The organism is Pseudomonas sp. CG7, from assembly GCF_023701885.1.
In the GTDB taxonomy this organism is placed as follows: Bacteria; Pseudomonadota; Gammaproteobacteria; order Pseudomonadales; family Pseudomonadaceae; genus Aquipseudomonas; species Aquipseudomonas zanjanensis.
This window is the reverse complement of the sequence record NZ_JABAEE010000043.1, coordinates 40036-56762: the sequence shown is the minus strand read 5'-3', so window position 1 is coordinate 56762 and position 16727 is coordinate 40036. Positions and strand designations below refer to the sequence as shown.

The 16727-nt window shown below is 63.0% G+C and carries 16 protein-coding genes; 6 read left to right on the top strand and 10 right to left on the bottom strand.

Going from position 1 to position 16727, the window contains the following annotated elements:
• Window positions 1-258: 258 nt before the first annotated feature.
• Genes HGO40_RS18135 through HGO40_RS18120 form a run of 4 tightly spaced genes read right to left on the bottom strand, consistent with a single transcriptional unit; the run spans window position 259 to window position 2531 of the window.
• Window positions 259-816 (bottom strand): DUF4136 domain-containing protein, encoded by a 558-nt coding sequence (locus tag HGO40_RS18135; RefSeq protein ID WP_250964120.1) that lies wholly within the window; start codon window positions 814-816, stop codon window positions 259-261.
• A gap of 20 nt (window positions 817-836) precedes the next feature.
• Entirely contained in the window at window positions 837-1454 is a 618-nt protein-coding gene (locus HGO40_RS18130; protein WP_250964119.1) for a DUF4136 domain-containing protein, read from the bottom strand.
• A gap of 25 nt (window positions 1455-1479) precedes the next feature.
• A complete protein-coding gene (locus tag HGO40_RS18125; protein WP_250964118.1) occupies window positions 1480-2229 on the bottom strand; it encodes a methyltransferase domain-containing protein in 750 nt (249 codons plus the stop codon).
• Window positions 2226-2531: a nucleoside triphosphate pyrophosphohydrolase family protein gene (locus tag HGO40_RS18120; RefSeq protein WP_250964117.1), complete on the bottom strand. Its 306-nt coding sequence runs from the start codon at window positions 2529-2531 to the stop codon at window positions 2226-2228. Before HGO40_RS18120 ends, HGO40_RS18125 begins: the two co-directional genes overlap by 4 nt.
• Window positions 2532-2696: 165 nt before the next feature.
• Between HGO40_RS18120 and HGO40_RS18115 the strand changes: the two genes are divergently transcribed.
• Window positions 2697-3014, top strand: a complete 318-nt coding sequence (locus HGO40_RS18115) for a hypothetical protein (RefSeq protein WP_250964116.1) — start codon at window positions 2697-2699, stop codon at window positions 3012-3014.
• A gap of 170 nt (window positions 3015-3184) precedes the next feature.
• Entirely contained in the window at window positions 3185-4534 is a 1350-nt protein-coding gene (locus HGO40_RS18110) for an MATE family efflux transporter (RefSeq protein WP_250964115.1), read from the top strand.
• Window positions 4535-4537: 3 nt separating this feature from the next.
• On the opposite strand, the gene HGO40_RS18105 is transcribed toward HGO40_RS18110, so the two are convergent.
• The 6 genes from HGO40_RS18105 to HGO40_RS18080 all read right to left on the bottom strand — a co-directional run bounded on the left by HGO40_RS18105 (window position 4538) and on the right by HGO40_RS18080 (window position 11333).
• On the bottom strand, window positions 4538-5335 hold the full coding sequence (locus tag HGO40_RS18105) for a DUF4123 domain-containing protein (RefSeq protein WP_250964114.1): 798 nt from the start codon (window positions 5333-5335) through the stop codon (window positions 4538-4540).
• The gene (locus tag HGO40_RS18100) at window positions 5332-6639 is read right to left on the bottom strand and encodes a type VI secretion system Vgr family protein (RefSeq protein ID WP_250964113.1); all 1308 of its coding nucleotides are present in this window, start codon (window positions 6637-6639) and stop codon (window positions 5332-5334) included. The genes HGO40_RS18105 and HGO40_RS18100 overlap by 4 nt, the downstream gene beginning before the upstream one ends.
• Before the next feature lie 399 nt (window positions 6640-7038).
• Window positions 7039-8952: an arginine decarboxylase gene (speA, locus tag HGO40_RS18095; RefSeq protein ID WP_250964112.1), complete on the bottom strand. Its 1914-nt coding sequence runs from the start codon at window positions 8950-8952 to the stop codon at window positions 7039-7041.
• A gap of 211 nt (window positions 8953-9163) precedes the next feature.
• Window positions 9164-9535: a translation initiation factor Sui1 gene (locus tag HGO40_RS18090; protein ID WP_053118082.1), complete on the bottom strand. Its 372-nt coding sequence runs from the start codon at window positions 9533-9535 to the stop codon at window positions 9164-9166.
• A gap of 169 nt (window positions 9536-9704) precedes the next feature.
• The gene (locus HGO40_RS18085) at window positions 9705-10262 is read right to left on the bottom strand and encodes an NUDIX hydrolase (protein ID WP_250964111.1); all 558 of its coding nucleotides are present in this window, start codon (window positions 10260-10262) and stop codon (window positions 9705-9707) included.
• 3 nt (window positions 10263-10265) lie between these two features.
• Complete coding sequence (locus HGO40_RS18080; protein ID WP_186707897.1) at window positions 10266-11333, bottom strand: DUF2333 family protein; 1068 nt, start codon at window positions 11331-11333, stop codon at window positions 10266-10268.
• Window positions 11334-11617: 284 nt separating this feature from the next.
• Between HGO40_RS18080 and HGO40_RS18075 the strand changes: the two genes are divergently transcribed.
• From HGO40_RS18075 to accB, 4 genes are all read left to right on the top strand, one after another.
• Window positions 11618-13288 (top strand): GGDEF domain-containing response regulator, encoded by a 1671-nt coding sequence (locus HGO40_RS18075; protein WP_250964110.1) that lies wholly within the window; start codon window positions 11618-11620, stop codon window positions 13286-13288.
• Between the two features lie 52 nt (window positions 13289-13340).
• The gene (locus HGO40_RS18070; protein ID WP_250964109.1) at window positions 13341-15287 is read left to right on the top strand and encodes a methyl-accepting chemotaxis protein; all 1947 of its coding nucleotides are present in this window, start codon (window positions 13341-13343) and stop codon (window positions 15285-15287) included.
• Window positions 15288-15745: 458 nt separating this feature from the next.
• Complete coding sequence (gene aroQ / locus HGO40_RS18065; protein WP_058543870.1) at window positions 15746-16198, top strand: type II 3-dehydroquinate dehydratase; 453 nt, start codon at window positions 15746-15748, stop codon at window positions 16196-16198.
• A gap of 48 nt (window positions 16199-16246) precedes the next feature.
• On the top strand, window positions 16247-16711 hold the full coding sequence (accB, locus tag HGO40_RS18060) for an acetyl-CoA carboxylase biotin carboxyl carrier protein (RefSeq protein ID WP_053118072.1): 465 nt from the start codon (window positions 16247-16249) through the stop codon (window positions 16709-16711).
• The last annotated feature ends 16 nt before the right edge of the window (window positions 16712-16727 follow it).

The window sequence follows — 16727 nt, the reverse complement described above, 5'->3', positions numbered from 1 at the left end:
AGGCATGACCATACTCTTGCCGCCCCCGAAATGCTTTTAGGAATTTGGAGAGGCGACAACTAGCCTGACACCGGGGGCGCGATAGCGGTGGGTCAGCTTGCATCAAGGTTGAATGTGCTGCCTTCATCGCGAGCAAGCTCGCTCCCACAGTTTGTTCCGGGGTGTGCACAGGGCAAGCGCTCGCCAAAAAATCCCTGTGGGAGCGAGCTTGCTCGCGATAGCGATGGGTCAGCTTGCATCCATCTTGAATCAACCCACTCAGCGCGGCGGGTAGTTGGACAGGATCCGCCCGACCGTCTCGCGCACAGCCGTGTTGCGGTCGGTCGGGTTGGGGGAGTTGCTGAGCAATTGCTCATCACTGCCACGCCACACCAGCTTGCCGTCCTTGCCATCGAGCAGGTCGATCTGCACGGTGGCGACCTTGTAGCTGATGTTGCGGGTTTCGTTGTACATCGGCCCGCCCCAATACCCGTTCCAAGGGCCGCCCCAACCGCCGCCATAGTTGGTCGTGACCTGCTGCTGGCGGTCCTCGACAATCAAATAGGCCTGGACCAGCACATCGCCGCGCCCACCTGCCGCGGCCGGGCGCAGGCCTCGCTGGTCGAGTTGATCGGCCACCGCCTGGCGGATCCGCTGATCGGTCAGGTCGCTCTTGATTCGGGGGTCATCAGGACGATATTGCAGCGCCGGGTCTTTCCAGCTCCAACTGCGATACGCCGCGAAATCACGGCTGGTGTCGAAGTCATGATTGACCTGGTTAGAAGCACAGGCCCCCAGCAGCAAGGTGAAGGCCAGTAGAGCAAGACGGCGAAACATGGTTTTTCTCCGTTGCGTAATCAACTTGGCGGATACGCCGACAGGGCTTTTTCCACCGCTTCACGAATGGCATCGGTGCGCTCGGTCTGGCTGCCCCGCTGGCCAGTCTCGGCGCTGGCGCTCCACACCGGCTGACCGGTGCGGGCATCGAACAGGTCCACCCGAACCACCACGACTTGTTCCTGATACGTGCGCACCATCGGCATCGGACGGTACACGCCATAACCCGGACCGTAGCGGTCGTAACGGTTGTAGCCTCCGTAGTACCCCGCATCATAGTCGTCCCGAACCTGACGCACGCGGGTTTCCAGGCGCAGGTCGGCGCTGACGAACAGGTCGGCGGGGCGGTTGTCATGCAGTGGCCGCAGGCCTCGCTGGTCGAGGGCATTGCTCACCGCTTCGGCCACTTGGGCCGAATCCGCCCAGGCAGTGCCCGGTGGCAAACGCCCGTCACGCCAGGCCCAACTGCGATAGCGCCCGTAATCACGGGGCGGCGCCGGATAGGCGCTACGGTCCAATACCGTGGCGGCCTCGGGCGGCGCCGGCGGCAGCGGGTTGGAAGTGGCGACATAGGGGTTGCTGCCCTGGCAGGCCACCAGCCCCAGGCACAGCACCAACAACCCTGAACGACCTTTCATTTCGCGCTCCGATTGCACGTTCAGATCAGAGAGGACGACATACCCAGTGCAGATAACGCCCCAACCCGGCAAACGCCGGATGACGACGGTGGGCCAGTTCCATTTCCAGCAACTGCGCTAGCTCCACCCGCCCCTGGAATTCTACGGGCATGTAGTCATGGAAAACCCGCACGCCACTCTGGCTTTCGACCTGCCACAGGCCTTCAAGTTGCGCCGCCAATTCGCGCGGATCAAGGGGTTGTTGTGGTGTCAGGCTCTGTTTTTCGCCGGCCATGTCGTTTTTGCGCAACTTGCGAAAATGCCCCTTGAGCAGGTTGCGATAGACCAACGCGTCGCGGTTGTAGAACGCCAGGGACAACCAACCGCCCGGGACCGTGAGTTGGTGCAACACCGGCAGGATCGCGTGGGGCTCGGCCAGCCACTCCAGCACCGCGTGACACAGCACCAGGTCGTAAGGCTGGGTCAACTGGCCGAGCAGCTCCTGCCACGGTGCCTGGATAAACGTGGCCTGCTGGCCGGCCTCGGCAAAGCGTTGGCGGGCGCCTTCGAGCATGGGTTCGGCCGGCTCGGCCAGCGTCACCTGGTGGCCGCGCTCGGCCAGCCACAACGACATGTGGCCCAGGCCGGCGCCGAGGTCCAGCACGCGCAACGGGCGTTGCGGCAAGGTTTCCAGCAGGTCGGCCTGAAGCACTGCCAGGCGGATCGCGCCCTTGGCCCCACCGTAGATTTTCTCCGCGAAACGCGTGGCGAGCTGATCGAAATGACGGTCGCTCATTGGCCGAACCGCCGTTCGCTGTCCGCCAGCTTGCTGCGCACCACGGCGTCCATGTCCAGGCCCAGCTCGCTGCACAGCAGCAACAGGTACAACACGATGTCACCGACTTCCTGCCCGGCGTGGGCCAGTTTGTCCGCCGGCATCTGGCGGGACTGGTCCTCGGTCAGCCACTGGTATTTCTCCCCCAGCTCGGCCATTTCCACGCTGGCGGCCATGGCGAGGGTTTTCGGGCTGTGAAATTGCCGCCAATCGTTACGGTCGCGAATGGCATGCAGGCGTTCGGTCAGTTCAACAAGGTTCATCGGGTTCTCCTGAATGCGCATAGCTTCAGGGGGATGACTGGGGAAGGCAAGAGTCCTCGGTACGAAGCGGCGGTTTGCCCCATAATCGAACCAACTCGGCCGCCACAGTTCCTACAATCAGGAGCCAACGGCTCAACGCAGATTCCCTCCCATCAGGATGCACATATGCAGGCAGAAAGCTTTTTCGAATGGCTCGGCCAGGCGCTCGGTTCGGTGATCCGGTTCATCGTCGACCTGCTCAGCGGCCTCTTCAACACCCTGGCCAACGCCGGCGGCAACTTCGTCGACGGGCTGTCACGCACCCTGGGCATGGACACTTCGATCATCAGCATCATCGCCCTGATCCTCGGGCTGATGCTGCTGTACTCGGCCATTCGCGCGTTCATGCGGGCCTCGATCGTCATGGGCATCATCTGGCTGGTGCTGGGGTTGTGGTTGTTGAGCTGGATCATTCACTATAGCCTCCAGCGTCCCCTCGCCTGACACACCCTGTGGCGAGGGAGCTTGCTCCCGCTGGGGCGCGCAGCGGCCCTGTTTTTGGGGACTGCTGCGCAGCCCAGCGGGAGCAAGCTCCCTAGCCACAATGAATCCAAGTTCCGCAGGGAACGAGCAGGCAAGAACCCGCTACAATCGCGCTCCATCAAGGAGCCCGCATGCCCAACCTGATCACCGACTGGCGCGACCGCTTCACCCATCGCCGGGTCTGGGCGTTGGCTGCGCCGATGATTCTCTCGAACATTTCCGTGCCGCTGGTGGCGCTGGTGGACAGCACGGTCATCGGCCACTTGCCCCATGCCCATCAGTTGGGCGCGGTGGCGGTCGGGGCGAGTTTGTATACGGTGCTGGCGTGGGCCATGGGTTTCTTGCGCATGGGCACCACCGGGTTCGCCGCACAGGCCGCCGGGCGTGGCGACGGCGCGGCGTTGCGGCAAGTATTGCTGCAAGGCCTGCTGTTGGCGATGGGGTTGGCGGTGCTGCTCGGTGCCGTCGGCGTGCCGTTGAGCAACGTGGCCTTGCACTTCATGCAGCCGTCCGCTGAGCTCAACCAGTTGACCCGCGACTTCTTCCATACCCGGCTCTTCGGCTTGCCGGCGGCGCTGGCCAGCTATGCGCTGGTGGGCTGGTTCCTTGGCGCCCAGAATGCCCGGGCGCCGTTGGCGATCCTGCTGGTGACCAACCTGGTCAATATCGCCCTGAACCTGTGGTTCGTGATCGGCCTGGACTGGGGCGTGACCGGCTCGGCCCGGGCCTCGGTGATTGCCGAGTGGACCGGTGCGCTGGTTGGCCTGGCCCTGGCTCGCACGACCCTGCGGGCCTGGCCCGGACAAATCGCCTGGGCAGCCCTGGGCGTGTGGCAGAACTGGCGTCCGCTGCTGGCGGTGAACCGGGACATTTTCATTCGCAGCCTGGCCCTGCAAGCGGTGTTTTTCCTGATCACGGTGCAAGGCGCGCGCCTGGGGGACGCGACCGTGGCGGCCAATGCCCTGTTGCTCAACGGCCTGCTGCTGACCGCCCATGCCCTGGACGGCCTCGCCCACGCCGTGGAGGCGCTGTGCGGCCATGCCATTGGCGCTCGCGACCGCCTCGCCCTTCGTCGCTCGCTGGTGGTGGCCGGCGGTTGGTCGCTGATTGCCAGCCTCGGCTTTGCCCTGCTGTTCCTGCTCGCCGGCCACGTGTTCATCGACATGCAGACCGACATCCCCGAGGTGCGCGCCACCGCTTATGGCTACCTGCCCTACCTGGCGACCTTGCCGCTGATCGCGGTATGGAGCTACCTGCTCGACGGCCTGTTCATCGGTGCCACCCGCGCCCGGGAAATGCGCAACGGCATGGTCTTGACCCTGCTGCTGGTGGCGCCAATCGCCTGGATGCTGCTGGGGTTGGGCAACCACGGACTGTGGATCGCCTTCCTGCTGTTCATGGCCTTGCGCAGCCTGACCCTCGGTGCGTTTGCCTGGCACTTGCAGCGGCACGACCGTTGGCTCGGCGCGCCGACGCAATAACCCTCAACCCTGACGGCCCTGCCAGCGTCGCCGCAGGTGATCGAGCCGCTCGCGCTGCGAACCACCCTCCGGCCCCGGCAAGAGTCGGGCATTGGGGTATTGCAGCCGCAGCCAGAGCCAGTCGTCGAGCACCGTCCGCTCGGTAAAACCCAGCGCCAGCCCCTGCTGCACATCATCCCAGAGCCGGCGGTAATCACAGCCGGTGGAAAGGGACCATTGCCACGCGTGACGCTCCAGCAGGCAGCGCTGCAACTGGCCCTGCTGTCGGTCGCTGAGGCCGTGCTCCTTCTCCAGCGCCGCCACCGGCAATCCGGGGTTGGACAGTTGCTGCCAGCCCTGACTGCCGATCGCCCGGTCGGCCCATGTGCCGCCGAACCAGCGCAACAGGCTGATCGGACCCAGCCAGCAACTGAGTTCATGGGAGTCGCAACCGTCGAAGAAATAGCTGGCGGTGTGCGAGTTGTAGTAATTCAACAAGGCTTTGTGATGCAGGCCCAGCGTCACCGTCAGCATGCGGCGCAGATGCGCCAGTAATTGCACCGCAGGCTGTGGACAGGCCAACAACAGCCCTGGCCAGGCGCGCGGGGCCAGGTGGCAAAGACTCGTCAACGCTGGCGATTGGCGCAGATCCACCAACAGCGGGCCGTGGTCGCGAAGCCCATGCAACTCGGTGCCTTCGAACAGGGCAAAGCGCTGGGCGTCGGCGAACTGCGCGTGAACACGCTGCACCGCCTCAGGCGCACTCGGTGCGTCCAGCAACAACCACTGCGGCGTCGATCCAGGCACGGCCACGGCGCTCATCGAGCAACGCCCGAGCCGCGGCCCATGAGCATGCGGCAGGTGCACAGGGGTTGGGTGCAAGGGTTGAAAGGCCCGCCTTCGGGCAACAGGCACAACAAGACCAGCGGCTCGGCCTCCCGCATCGCCGACAACAGCACCGGATCGACCCCAGATGGCCCAAGTGTTTCGCCCGAGAATGACTCATCCGCGCCCTCTACCAAGGCAGGCTCGCTCAGAAATGCACTGATCAACGGCCGATCCGGATCGCCTTCGATAAAGCTCACCAGCACCTCGGTACCGTCACCCATCGCGTCCACCCCGCCAGCAGCCAGCTCGGGCGCCAAAGGCAACCAGCAATGGCTGGGACTGGAACCTTCGCCCTGATAGACCCAGTCGAACTCCACCGCCACGCGCCCTGCCCCGAGCATTGGAGGTTCGTCAACCGCCACGACCCAACCGCGTTGCCGGCTTGCCATGCGGGGCTTGGCCGGGACGTTGTCCGGCATGAACAGCACGCCCCGGGGAATGGCCTTGAAATGATTGCCATACACGCCCGCCTGGGCGCGATGCTCGACCTTGGTCAACAGCCAGCGCCGGTTCCAGTTGGCAAACGGATGGGCCATCAGCGTCAGTATCTGGCCGGCGTGCAGGTTCGTCAGGTCGCTACGACCCTGGGCGACTTGCTGCCCCGCCACAGCGGTTTGCACACTGAAGGTCCGCACCGCGGCAGTCGGCCCCTCGTCCGCATAGACCGCCTGGCCGGCAGGGGGAAAACTGTGCGGGTTGTCCGCGAACACCACGCAATGCCCGTCGCGGGCGTGTTCGAAATGAAAGTGGATACCCGCTTGGGCGCACACGCGCTGGAGGAACTGCAGGTCCGATTCCCGATACTGGGTACAAAAATCCTGCGGTGGGTAATCGCCACTCAGGTCCAGGCACAGGCTGCGCCCGCTGATGCCATGGGCCTTGAGCACCTGGCGAATGATCTGCGGCACCGAGCGGGCGCTGAACACTCGCTGGTTGAAGCGCTGAGCCAGACAGGCCAGCCTGGGGCTGATACGCACCCGGCAGCCGGCGCCATGGGAGTGCTGGACCCACTCATGGATCTGCCCATGAATGCCTCGGTCTGGCGCTCCGAAACTCAACCAGACGCTGCGGTACAGCAGGCCCGTCAAGTCCAGGCTCGGGTCGAGCGACGGCAGCTCCGCTTCATAGACGAAGGGTTCGCTGATCGCTTCACTGCCCGTAAAAGCGACCACGTCAACGGGCTCGGGCAGCCCGGCTATCTCCAGACGAAAAGCTGGCTCGCAGGCTGGATCGGACATCGGCGTTTCTCTACAGGAGGGGCGGCCGGGGATTCTCGCCGACCGCCATGGCCGCGTAGAGGGGCCAAGTACAAGTTAGGAAAGGGACTACATGAAATAAGGACATCGCCGATTAAATGAACCGGTGTGAAGAAATAACCGTGGCATAAACAAAAATGCCCTCCGGGACTGTCCGAAAAAAACCGCAATGTACGGTGTATTTTTCTGACAGCCCCGGCGGGCAGTGTCGATCAGCCAAGAGGTGGACCTGATGCAATCCTGTGGCGAGGGAGCTTGCTCCCGCTTGGGTGCGAAGCAGCCACAACGAATGGGTCTGCTGCGCAGCCCAGCGGGAGCAAGCTCCCTCGCCACAGTGAATCGCGCCAACCTTGAGGGGAGCGGCTGTTGGGCTATCTTCTATCAGGACGACAGATACGACGAACGCGTCAGCCCCAAACGCAGCGCATCGAGGAACTGGGTGCGCTCGGCGGCGCTGATGCGGGCGCTGGCGCATTTGTCGCGGTAGTGCGTCATCAACTCCTCTGGCGACAAGTGCACGTAGCGCAGCATGTCTTCGATGGTGTCGTGGGTTTCGATGCCTGCGTGGTACACGCTGCCGTCGGCGTTCTGGTAGATGTTCACCGAGTCGGTATCACCGAACAGGTTGTGCATGTCGCCGAGAATTTCCTGGTAGGCGCCCACCAGGAAGATGCCCAGCAAGTAGTCTTCACCGGGATTGAGGGCGTGCACCGGCAGGCTGGTCTCGATGCTCTGCTCATCGACGTACTGCTTGATCTTGCCGTCGGAGTCGCAGGTCAGGTCTTGCAGCACGGCGCGGCGCAGCGGCTCTTCGTCCAGGCGATGCAGCGGCAGGATCGGCAGCACTTGGCCGATGGCCCAGGTGTCCGGCAGGCTCTGGAATACCGAGAAGTTGCAGATGTACTTGTCGGCCAGCTTGTCGTTGAGTTCGTCCAGCACCTGGCGGTGCGAGCGCTGGCGGGCCTTCAACGAGTTGTGCAGGCGACGGCACACGGCAAAGTAGCACTGCTCGGCCAAGGCTTTTTCCGCCAGGGTCAGCTTGCCGTCGGCATATTGCGCCGCCACGTCGCTCATGTAGTGCGTGGCACGCCAGTAGGTCTCGGTGACCATCTCGATATCGGTCGGGCCCAGCAGGTCAACCAGCCATTGCACGGTTTCCGGCAGTTCCTGCTTGTTGTCGATCGCCGGCACGTCGTCGTTGTGTTTTTCGACGTCGGTCACCTGCACCACCAGCATCGCGTGGTGAGCAGTCAGCGAGCGGCCGCTTTCCGAGAAGATGTGCGGGTGCGGCAGGCCCTGGGCGTCGCAGAATTCCTTGAGCATGCCAACCACGACACCGGCGTAATCGTCCATGTCGTAGTTGATCGAACTGGCATTGCGCGAGTGCGTGCCGTCGTAGTCCACGCCGAGGCCGCCGCCGACGTCGATGTGATCCACCGGCAGGCCGAGGTTGCGCAGCTCACCGTAGTAACGGATCGCTTCCTTGAAGCCATGCTGGTAGTCCGCCAGGTTGGCGATCTGCGAACCCATGTGGAAGTGCAGCAGACGGATGCCCTGGTCCAGGCCAGCCGCGCGGAAACGCTCGACCACCGACAGCAGTTGCGCGGCCGACAAGCCGAACTTGGACTTCTCGCCACCGGTATCGGCCCACTTGCTCGACGCCAGGGACGACAGCCGCACCCGCAGGCCGACCTGTGGCTTGACCTTGAGCACTGCGGCCTCTTCGATCACCAGGCCGACTTCAGACTCTTTCTCGATGACGATGAAGACGTTGTGGCCAAGCTTCTGGCCCATCAGCGCCAGGCGGATGAATTCGCGGTCCTTGTAGCCGTTGCAGACGATGGTCCCGCCCTTCGGTGCGAGGGCCAGCACCGCCAGCAGCTCCGGCTTGGAACCGGCTTCCAGACCGATGGAGACGTTCTGGGTGGCAATGATGTTTTCGATCACCGCTTCCTGCTGGTTGACCTTGATCGGGTAGAGTGCGGTGTACTTGCTCTGGTATTCCAGGCGCGCGATGTTGCTGGCGAACGCGCCGGTGAGCTGGCGCACGCGGTCTTGCAGGATGCCGGGGCAGCGCACCAGCCACGGCAGCGAGAGGCCACTCTGGCGCATCTGGTCGACTTGCTCGAACAGGTCGATGGGCGAACTGCCTGGACCGTTCGGACGGACTTCGACGCGACCGGCTTCATTGATCGCGAAATACCCGGCCCCCCAATGGCGAATCCCGTAAACACTGCGGCTGTCCGCAACTGTCCATTGGCTGCCATCGTCTTTGCGTGTGCGTCGTACGGACATCGAAGTCCCCTATAAAGAAGTCAAAATGCACCATCCGGTCGGAGGCTGGGGCAGTCTAGAGAGTGAAAATGACGAATTGCCTGTTAGCAAGGTAGACCCTGCTCCCAGCGATGAGTTTAGAAACCCGTTCAGAACAGGTTCTGTGAAAACCATGCGGGCGACCTCGGACGGCGGGTCCGGGTCAAGCCGAGGGTGGTTTTCACAGAAGCTGCTAGCCGCCGGATTTCTTTGCCTTGAAGCCGTGCTTGAGCAGTTCCGCCAGCAGCAGCTCGACGTGATCGCCCTGGATCTCAATGATGCCGTCTTTCAACGCACCACCGGTGCCACAACGTTTCTTCAACGTGGTGGCCAGTTCCTTGAGCGCGTCTTCGGCCAACGGCACACCAGTGATCGTGGTCACCGTCTTGCCGCCGCGCCCTTTGCTTTCCCGGCGCACACGGGCAATGCCGTCACCGGCGGGGATGGCGGTCTGTTTGCAGATGCAGGCATCCACCGGCTGACGGCAATCAGGGCAATGACGACCGGCGTCGGTAGAAAATACCAGGCCGCCCAGGGCGGCGAAGGATGCGGCTTTTTTGGCCACCGGCAATCCTCTTGGGAGGACAAAGACTGGTCGAGGGGAGAATGTGCCTCGACCGCGAAACCCCACTCAGGCAGGGGCAGCGCTACTGGACCGCAGACACGGTTCAGCTTGAAAAGTCGCGCAGTGTAACGGCAAAAAGCCGACTTGCTAAGGGCCAATCAACGCCAATTTATAGCTTCTTTGCGACGCTGCCACCGTGGACGCGCAAATAGCGCTCAAGTGCCGCCAGGGAGTCCGGGCAGTAAGGCATGCGCTGGATTTCGTCGAGCACCTGTTCGAGGGGCAGGAAACGCGCTTCGAGGACTTCTTCGGGTTGCAGGACCAACGGGCCGTCCCACACCGCCGAGAACGCCGAGCACCACAGGCGACTGCCGGGATCTTCGAAATAAAAATGATCATGGGCAGTCAGTTCCACGCCGCTCACGCCCAGTTCCTCCGCCAGCTCACGGGCGGCCGATTCGGCGTAGGTCTCGTCGGCCTGAACCATGCCGCCCGCCGCCACGTCCCAGAACCCCGGGTAGATGGCCTTGCTCAGGGTGCGCCGGTGAACACACAGTTCACCGGCCGAGTTGAAGAGCATGATGTAGGTGCCACGTCCGATCAGGCCGCGTTCGCGCAACTCTGAACGCACCAGGCTGCCGAGCAGGTTGTCGTGCTCGTCGACCCACGCGATCAACTCGGCATCCGAGGCCACTCGGTGAGCGACCTCCCGGGGGCTTTCGCTCATGGATCAACCCTGGTTCAGCAGTTGCCGCAAGTCGATGACCGCTGCGTTGGCCCGGGAAATGTAGTTGGCCATGACCAGCGAGTGGTTCGCCAACACACCGAAGCCACTGCCGTTGAGGATCATCGGGCTCCAGACCGGTTCCTGGGACGCCTCCAGTTCACGGATGATCTGCCGCACGCTGACCGTGGCGTTCTTTTTCGCCAGCACATCGGCGAAGTCCACTTCGATGGCACGCAGCAGGTGCGACAGCGCCCAGGCCTGGCCGCGGGCTTCATAGAACACGTTGTCGATCTGCAGCCATGGGGTCTCGACCACCTCTTCGTCCACCTGCGGCACCTGGCCCGGGGCCGGGACTTCGGTTTTCAGCGAGGTGTTGAGCTTGACCCGGCCAACGCTGGCAGACAGGCGCTGGGACAACGAACCCAGGCGCGTGCCGACGTCGCCCAGCCAGTTATTCAAGTTGTCGGCGCGCGCGTAGAACAGCGCGCTTTTCTGGTTCGGGTCAGACAGCCGCGCCTGATAGCGGCTCAGGGAGTTGATGCCTTCCTGGTATTCGGATTCGCTGGAGGGCAGCACCCAACTGCGGTTGTCGAAGTTGAAGCGCGGCTCGGCCTTGGCCAGGTCGGCGTCCTCGGCGGACTGGGACTGGGAGCGGGCGAAGTCCTTGCGCAGGGCGCGGCTCAGGTCGCGGACCTGCACCAGCACGCCGTATTCCCAGCTCGGCATGTTGTCCATCCACAGGCCCGGCGGGAAGCGGTCGTTGGAGATGTAGCCACCCTGCTTGGTCAGCAAGGTCCCGGCCACGGTCTTGAGGGTCTCGACCGTGGTGTAGCCCACCACCATCTGCCGACCGTCCTTCTCGGCCGCGGCCTGGGCGTTCTGCTGCACGGGGAACAACGCGGGCTCCTGGCTCCAGTACCAGCCGACGGCAATGGTCACCAGCAGGTAGAGGGCGATCAGCGTGGCCAGTGCGCGGCTGAAAAAAAGCCCACCCAGGTAGCTGCGGGTGGCCGATTTCGGCTCGGCGGCGCGTTCAGGCGCGCTGCCCGCGCGGTTTTTCCAGTCCAGCATGGCGATGTTCCTTCAATCACTTGAGTTCTCGGTTCGACCACAACCCTACGCCATCGTGCCTGATTTGAAACGCGATAATGCGGCGCCAATCATGCCGGGCGCGACAGGGCAATCGAACAGCACTATAAAGGAAGCGTTGCCATCGGCCTACGAGACTGTCCAGTCACAAACTGAATTTCGCGACTGGACAGAATATTGACGTACGACACTCATGCGAGGGAAAAGAGGTGCTAGCATAGAGCCACCAGTCGATCTCAGCATGCACCCTAACTAGTAGTCAGGATATGACCGAGCCAGAAGACCCCATCCGTGAGCGCCTCAAGCACCACTTTGCCCAGCGGGTAATTCATCAGGCTCGTCAGATCCTGGAGATTTGGCAGCGCCTGCAACGCAGCGAATGGTCAAGCACCGACCTCTCGGAACTCAGCGAAGCCAATCTGCGCCTGCTGCGCTTTGCCGAGCGCTTCGAACAGCCCGAGCACTCCCAACTGGCCCAAGGCATCAGCCAATCGCTGCAAGCGGTGGATGCCAATCGCGGGCGCCTGAGCAGCCACCTGATCACCGAAATCAACCGCCTGATGCAGCGTTTGTCGCGCACCGGCCTGCGCCACGGCGACCAGCTCGAACAAACCTTCCTGCCACCGCTGCGCAAACCCGTCTACGTGATGCTGCAGGACCATGACCGCGCCGAGCGCCTGGCCAAGCAATTGGAATTCTTCGGCCTCAGCGCCCAAGCGCTGGACAGTGTCGCGGCGTTCCGGGCCTCGATGGTCGAGCGCCTGCCGGCGGCAATTGTCATGGATGTGGACTTCAGCGGCCCCGGCACTGGCTTGAAACTGGCCGCCGAAGCCCAGGAAGGCCTGGAACAACCGTTGCCGCTGTTGTTCTTCAGTTTGTTGGAAACCGACACGCCGACACGCCTGGCCGCGGTACGCGCCGGCGGGCAGGAATTCCTCACCGGCACCCTCGAAGCCTCGAGCCTGCTGGAAAAGATCGAGGTGCTGACCTGCGTCGCCCAATACGATCCCTACAAAGTGCTGATCATCGATGACTCCCGTGCCCAGGCCTTGCACACCGAGCGCCTGCTCAACAGCGCCGGCATCATCACCCGCACTCTGATCGAACCGATCCAGGCCATGGCCGAGCTGGCGGATTTCCAGCCCGACCTGATCATCCTCGATATGTACATGCCCGCCTGCACCGGCACGGAACTGGCCAAGGTGATCCGCCACAATGACCGCTACGTCAGCGTGCCGATCATCTACCTGTCCGCCGAAGACGACCTGGACAAGCAGCTCGACGCCATGAGCGAAGGTGGCGACGACTTCCTGACCAAGCCGATCAAGCCTCGGCACCTGATCACCACCGTACGCAACCGTGCGGCCCGGGCGCGCAACCTCAAGGCGCGGATGGTGCGCGACAGCCTCACCGGCCTGTACAACCACACCCACATCCTGCAACTGCTCGAAGATTGCAGCTTCCGCGCCCGTCGCGAAGGCAAGCCCCTGAGCTTCGCCATGCTCGATATCGACCATTTCAAACGGGTCAATGACAGCCACGGCCACCCTATGGGCGACCGGGTGATCAAGAGCCTGGCGCTGTTTCTCAAGCAACGCCTGCGCAAGACCGACTTCATCGGCCGTTACGGCGGCGAAGAGTTCGCCATTGTCATGCCCGACACCGACATCGATGCTGCCTGCAAGGTGTTGGATGAGATTCGCCAGCGCTTTGCCGAAATCCATTACCCGGCCCAGCCCCATGATTTGTGGTGCACCTTCAGTGCTGGCGTGGTGGAAATGAGCGATGACTCCGACAGCCTGATGATGGCCAGCCAGGCGGACGAAGCGCTGTATCGCGCCAAGCACGCCGGACGCAACCGGGTACAGAGCGCCCGTCAATCAAAGCAAAGTGCCACTTTTTCATCGGAATCGACTGATTCAGTCATAAACCTGTAACTCAAGCGCAATAAATTCAGGCACTTACGATTCTGCCCCCGGTAGACCCTTGATGCGCCTGAAGCTGCTGACCAATCTCAACACCCTTCTTTTAGTTGCCGTTTGCCTGGGCCTCGGGGCCACCCTATGGTGGTCGCAGATCGCCCTGGAACGGCCCTACTTGCTGATGGAGCGCTATCTGGGCCTGTCGCGGCAGTTCCAGGGCGAAGTGGCGCGCAACATCGAGGACTACCTGGCCAGCGGCGCTGCCTTGCGCCTGAGCGCGGCCACCCCCGCCGTGGAAACCCTGCACACCGACCTTGATGAGTTTCCCCCCGAACTGGGCAAGACCCTGCGTCCGAGCCTGTCGAACCTCGATAGCTTCAGCAAGACCGATTTGCTGGCCGCCGGCAAACTGGCCGGCGATCCCCAGGCGTTGCTGCTGCAGGCCGAGCGCGAACTGAGCGCCAGCCTCGATCAACTGGCCCAATACGCCAACGGTGCCCCGGCCTACTTGCCTCCCTTGTTCGCCGCGTCGCAGCACCTGGGCCGGTTGTCCCTCACGCGGGACAAACTGGTCAGCAGCGGCCGCAGCGAACTGGCCACCGATGTCGAACGGGAACTGGCGAGCATCCGTGTCGAAGCCGAACGCCTCGACAGCCTGCCGCTGCTGGGTGTCACCGCCAGCAGCGATTCGGGCAGCGACGATTTCGCCGCGTTGATGGGCCTGGAGACCCAGGAAAAAACCGCCGCCGAAGACGCTGGCATCGCCCTCAAGCGCGAACTCAACAGCCTGCTCGGCCGTTATCCGGCGGAATTGACCCGCACCCGTGAATTGATCCAGAAACGCACCGAACTAAGCAGCGCCACGCACCTGAAAATCGCCGACGTGCAAACGGCGATCGATACCCTGGAGCCGGCGGTACGGGCCCAGCATGGACAGATCCAGGGAGAGGTACGCTTGATTCAGGGGGTGATGATCGGCCTGATCCTGCTGATCGCACTGTTGATCGACACCTTGCAGCGACGCCTGGCCCGCACCTTGACGCATCTGGCTCCGGCCCTGTCGACCTGGGCCGAAGGGGACTTCAGCCTGGGCATCCACGTGGGCGCCAGCAACCGCGAAATGCAAGACATCGAGGCTTCGCTCAATCGCCTGCGCGCTTATCTGGTGGACCTGGTGGGCACCATTCGGGTGAACGCCGAACAGGTCGCGGGCAGCAGCCGGGCCCTGGCCGAGCTGAGCGGCGAACTGCACAGCGGGGCCGAGCACCAGGCCGGCGACACGGCGCTGATCCGTGATTCCCTCAGCGAACTGGAAGCGACGATCCAGCAAGTCGCCGGCGACGCCAGCCAGGCCGCAGACGCCAGCCGTAGCGCCGGGCAAGCGGTGGAGCAAGGGCAGAAAGTCATCGGCCTGAGCCTCCCGGGCCTGCATGCGCTGGTGGGGGAAGTGCAAGGCAACGCGCAGATGATCGAACAACTGGCCGAGGAATCGGCCACCATCGGTGGCGTGCTGACGGTGATTCGCTCGATTGCCGACCAGACCAACCTGCTGGCCCTCAACGCCGCCATCGAAGCAGCCAGTGCCGGGGAAATGGGCCGGGGCTTTGCGGTGGTGGCCGAGGAAGTCCGCTCCCTGGCCCAACGCACGGCCGGCGCCACCGCCGAAATCCAGACCTTGATCGCCCGTCTGCAACTGGCCGCGCGCCAATCGGTGGACGGCATGCGCGCCCAGGTCGACCACGCCGAAGCCACCGCCAGCCAGGCGCAAGCGGCCGACGGTGCACTGGATGAAATCGTCGGCGCCATCCAGACCATCGCCGATACGGCGGTCCGCATCGCCGACGTCACCGCCCAACAAAGCGGCGCCGTCAGCGAAATCCGCGACCACAGCGAGCGGATCCACCAACTGGGCGGGGACAACCTGCTGCGCATCGGCCAGGGCCGGGAGCAAGGCGACCATCTCTTGGTGCTGGGCGGGCAATTGCACACCGCAGTCCAGGCGTTTCGGGTTTAGCACCTAGAAACGGTATGACTCACTGTGGCGAGGGAGCTTGCTCCCGCTCGGCTGCGCAGCAGTCGTAGAACCTGCCTACTGGTTTTTTCCGACACACCGTGTTGGATGGTCTTGGGGCTGCTGCGCAGCCCAACGGGAGCAAGCTCCCTCGCCACCGGGTCGATTCCAAGAGAAAGTGAACACTCACGTCAACCGCCATCGCCTGTGGGAGCGAGCTTGCTCGCGATATCGGTGGGTCAGCTTGCATTGGTGTTGGCTGTGCAGCCGTCATCGCGAGCAAGCTCGCTCCCACAGGGGTTCGGTTTCCAACCGTATGACCGGATCACGGGACTGGGTCATAAATTTCGCGCAAACATCGGTCATCGTGCTGGCTATTGCCGAGAACTGGACAGTCATTAAGGCTTTGCGGCATAGTCGCCGGGTTCTGATACCTGCTCACAGATAACAAGGAACAGCAGATGGCGACCCTATTGGTCCTGCACGGACCCAACCTGAACCTGCTGGGCACCCGTGAACCGGGCGTCTACGGCGCCGTGACCCTGGCCCAGATCAACCAGGACCTGGAACAGCGGGCCCGCAACGCCGGCCATCATTTGCTCTATCTGCAAAGCAACGCCGAATATGAATTGATCGACCGTATCCATGCCGCGCGTGGCGAAGGCGTGGACTTCATTTTGATCAATCCAGCAGCTTTTACACACACAAGTGTCGCATTACGTGACGCGCTGCTGGCGGTGAGCATCCCATTCATCGAAGTGCATTTGTCCAACGTGCACAAACGCGAACCTTTCCGCCATCACTCCTACTTCTCCGATGTAGCAGTGGGAGTGATCTGCGGCCTTGGCGCCAGCGGTTACCGACTGGCCCTGGAGGCCGCCCTAGAGCAGCTTGAAAGACAGGCGACAGCTTGAACAACAAGCGTTAAACGCCCCTGACCGACCCTTGGGAGTTGATGATTCATGGATATCCGTAAAGTTAAGAAATTGATCGAATTGCTGGAAGAGTCCGGCATCGACGAGCTTGAGATCAAGGAAGGCGAAGAGTCCGTACGCATCAGCCGTCACAGCAAGACCCCGGCCCAGCAGTTCTATGCACCGGCGCCGATGCAGGCTCCGGCCGCCGCGCCTGCTCCAGCAGCAGCCCCGGTTGCCGCCGCAGCACCCGCCGCACCGGCGGCACCAACGCTGAACGGCACTGTTGCCCGTTCGCCAATGGTGGGCACGTTCTATCGCAAGTCTTCGCCATCCTCGCCGTCCTTCGTTGAAGTCGGCCAGACCGTGAAGAAAGGCGACACCCTGTGCATCGTCGAAGCCATGAAGATGATGAACCACATCGAAGCTGAAACCAGCGGTGTGATCGAATCCATCCTCGTCGAAGACGGCCAGCCGGTTGAGTACGACCAACCGCTGTTCACCATCGTTTGAACCGCGGGGAGCCTTT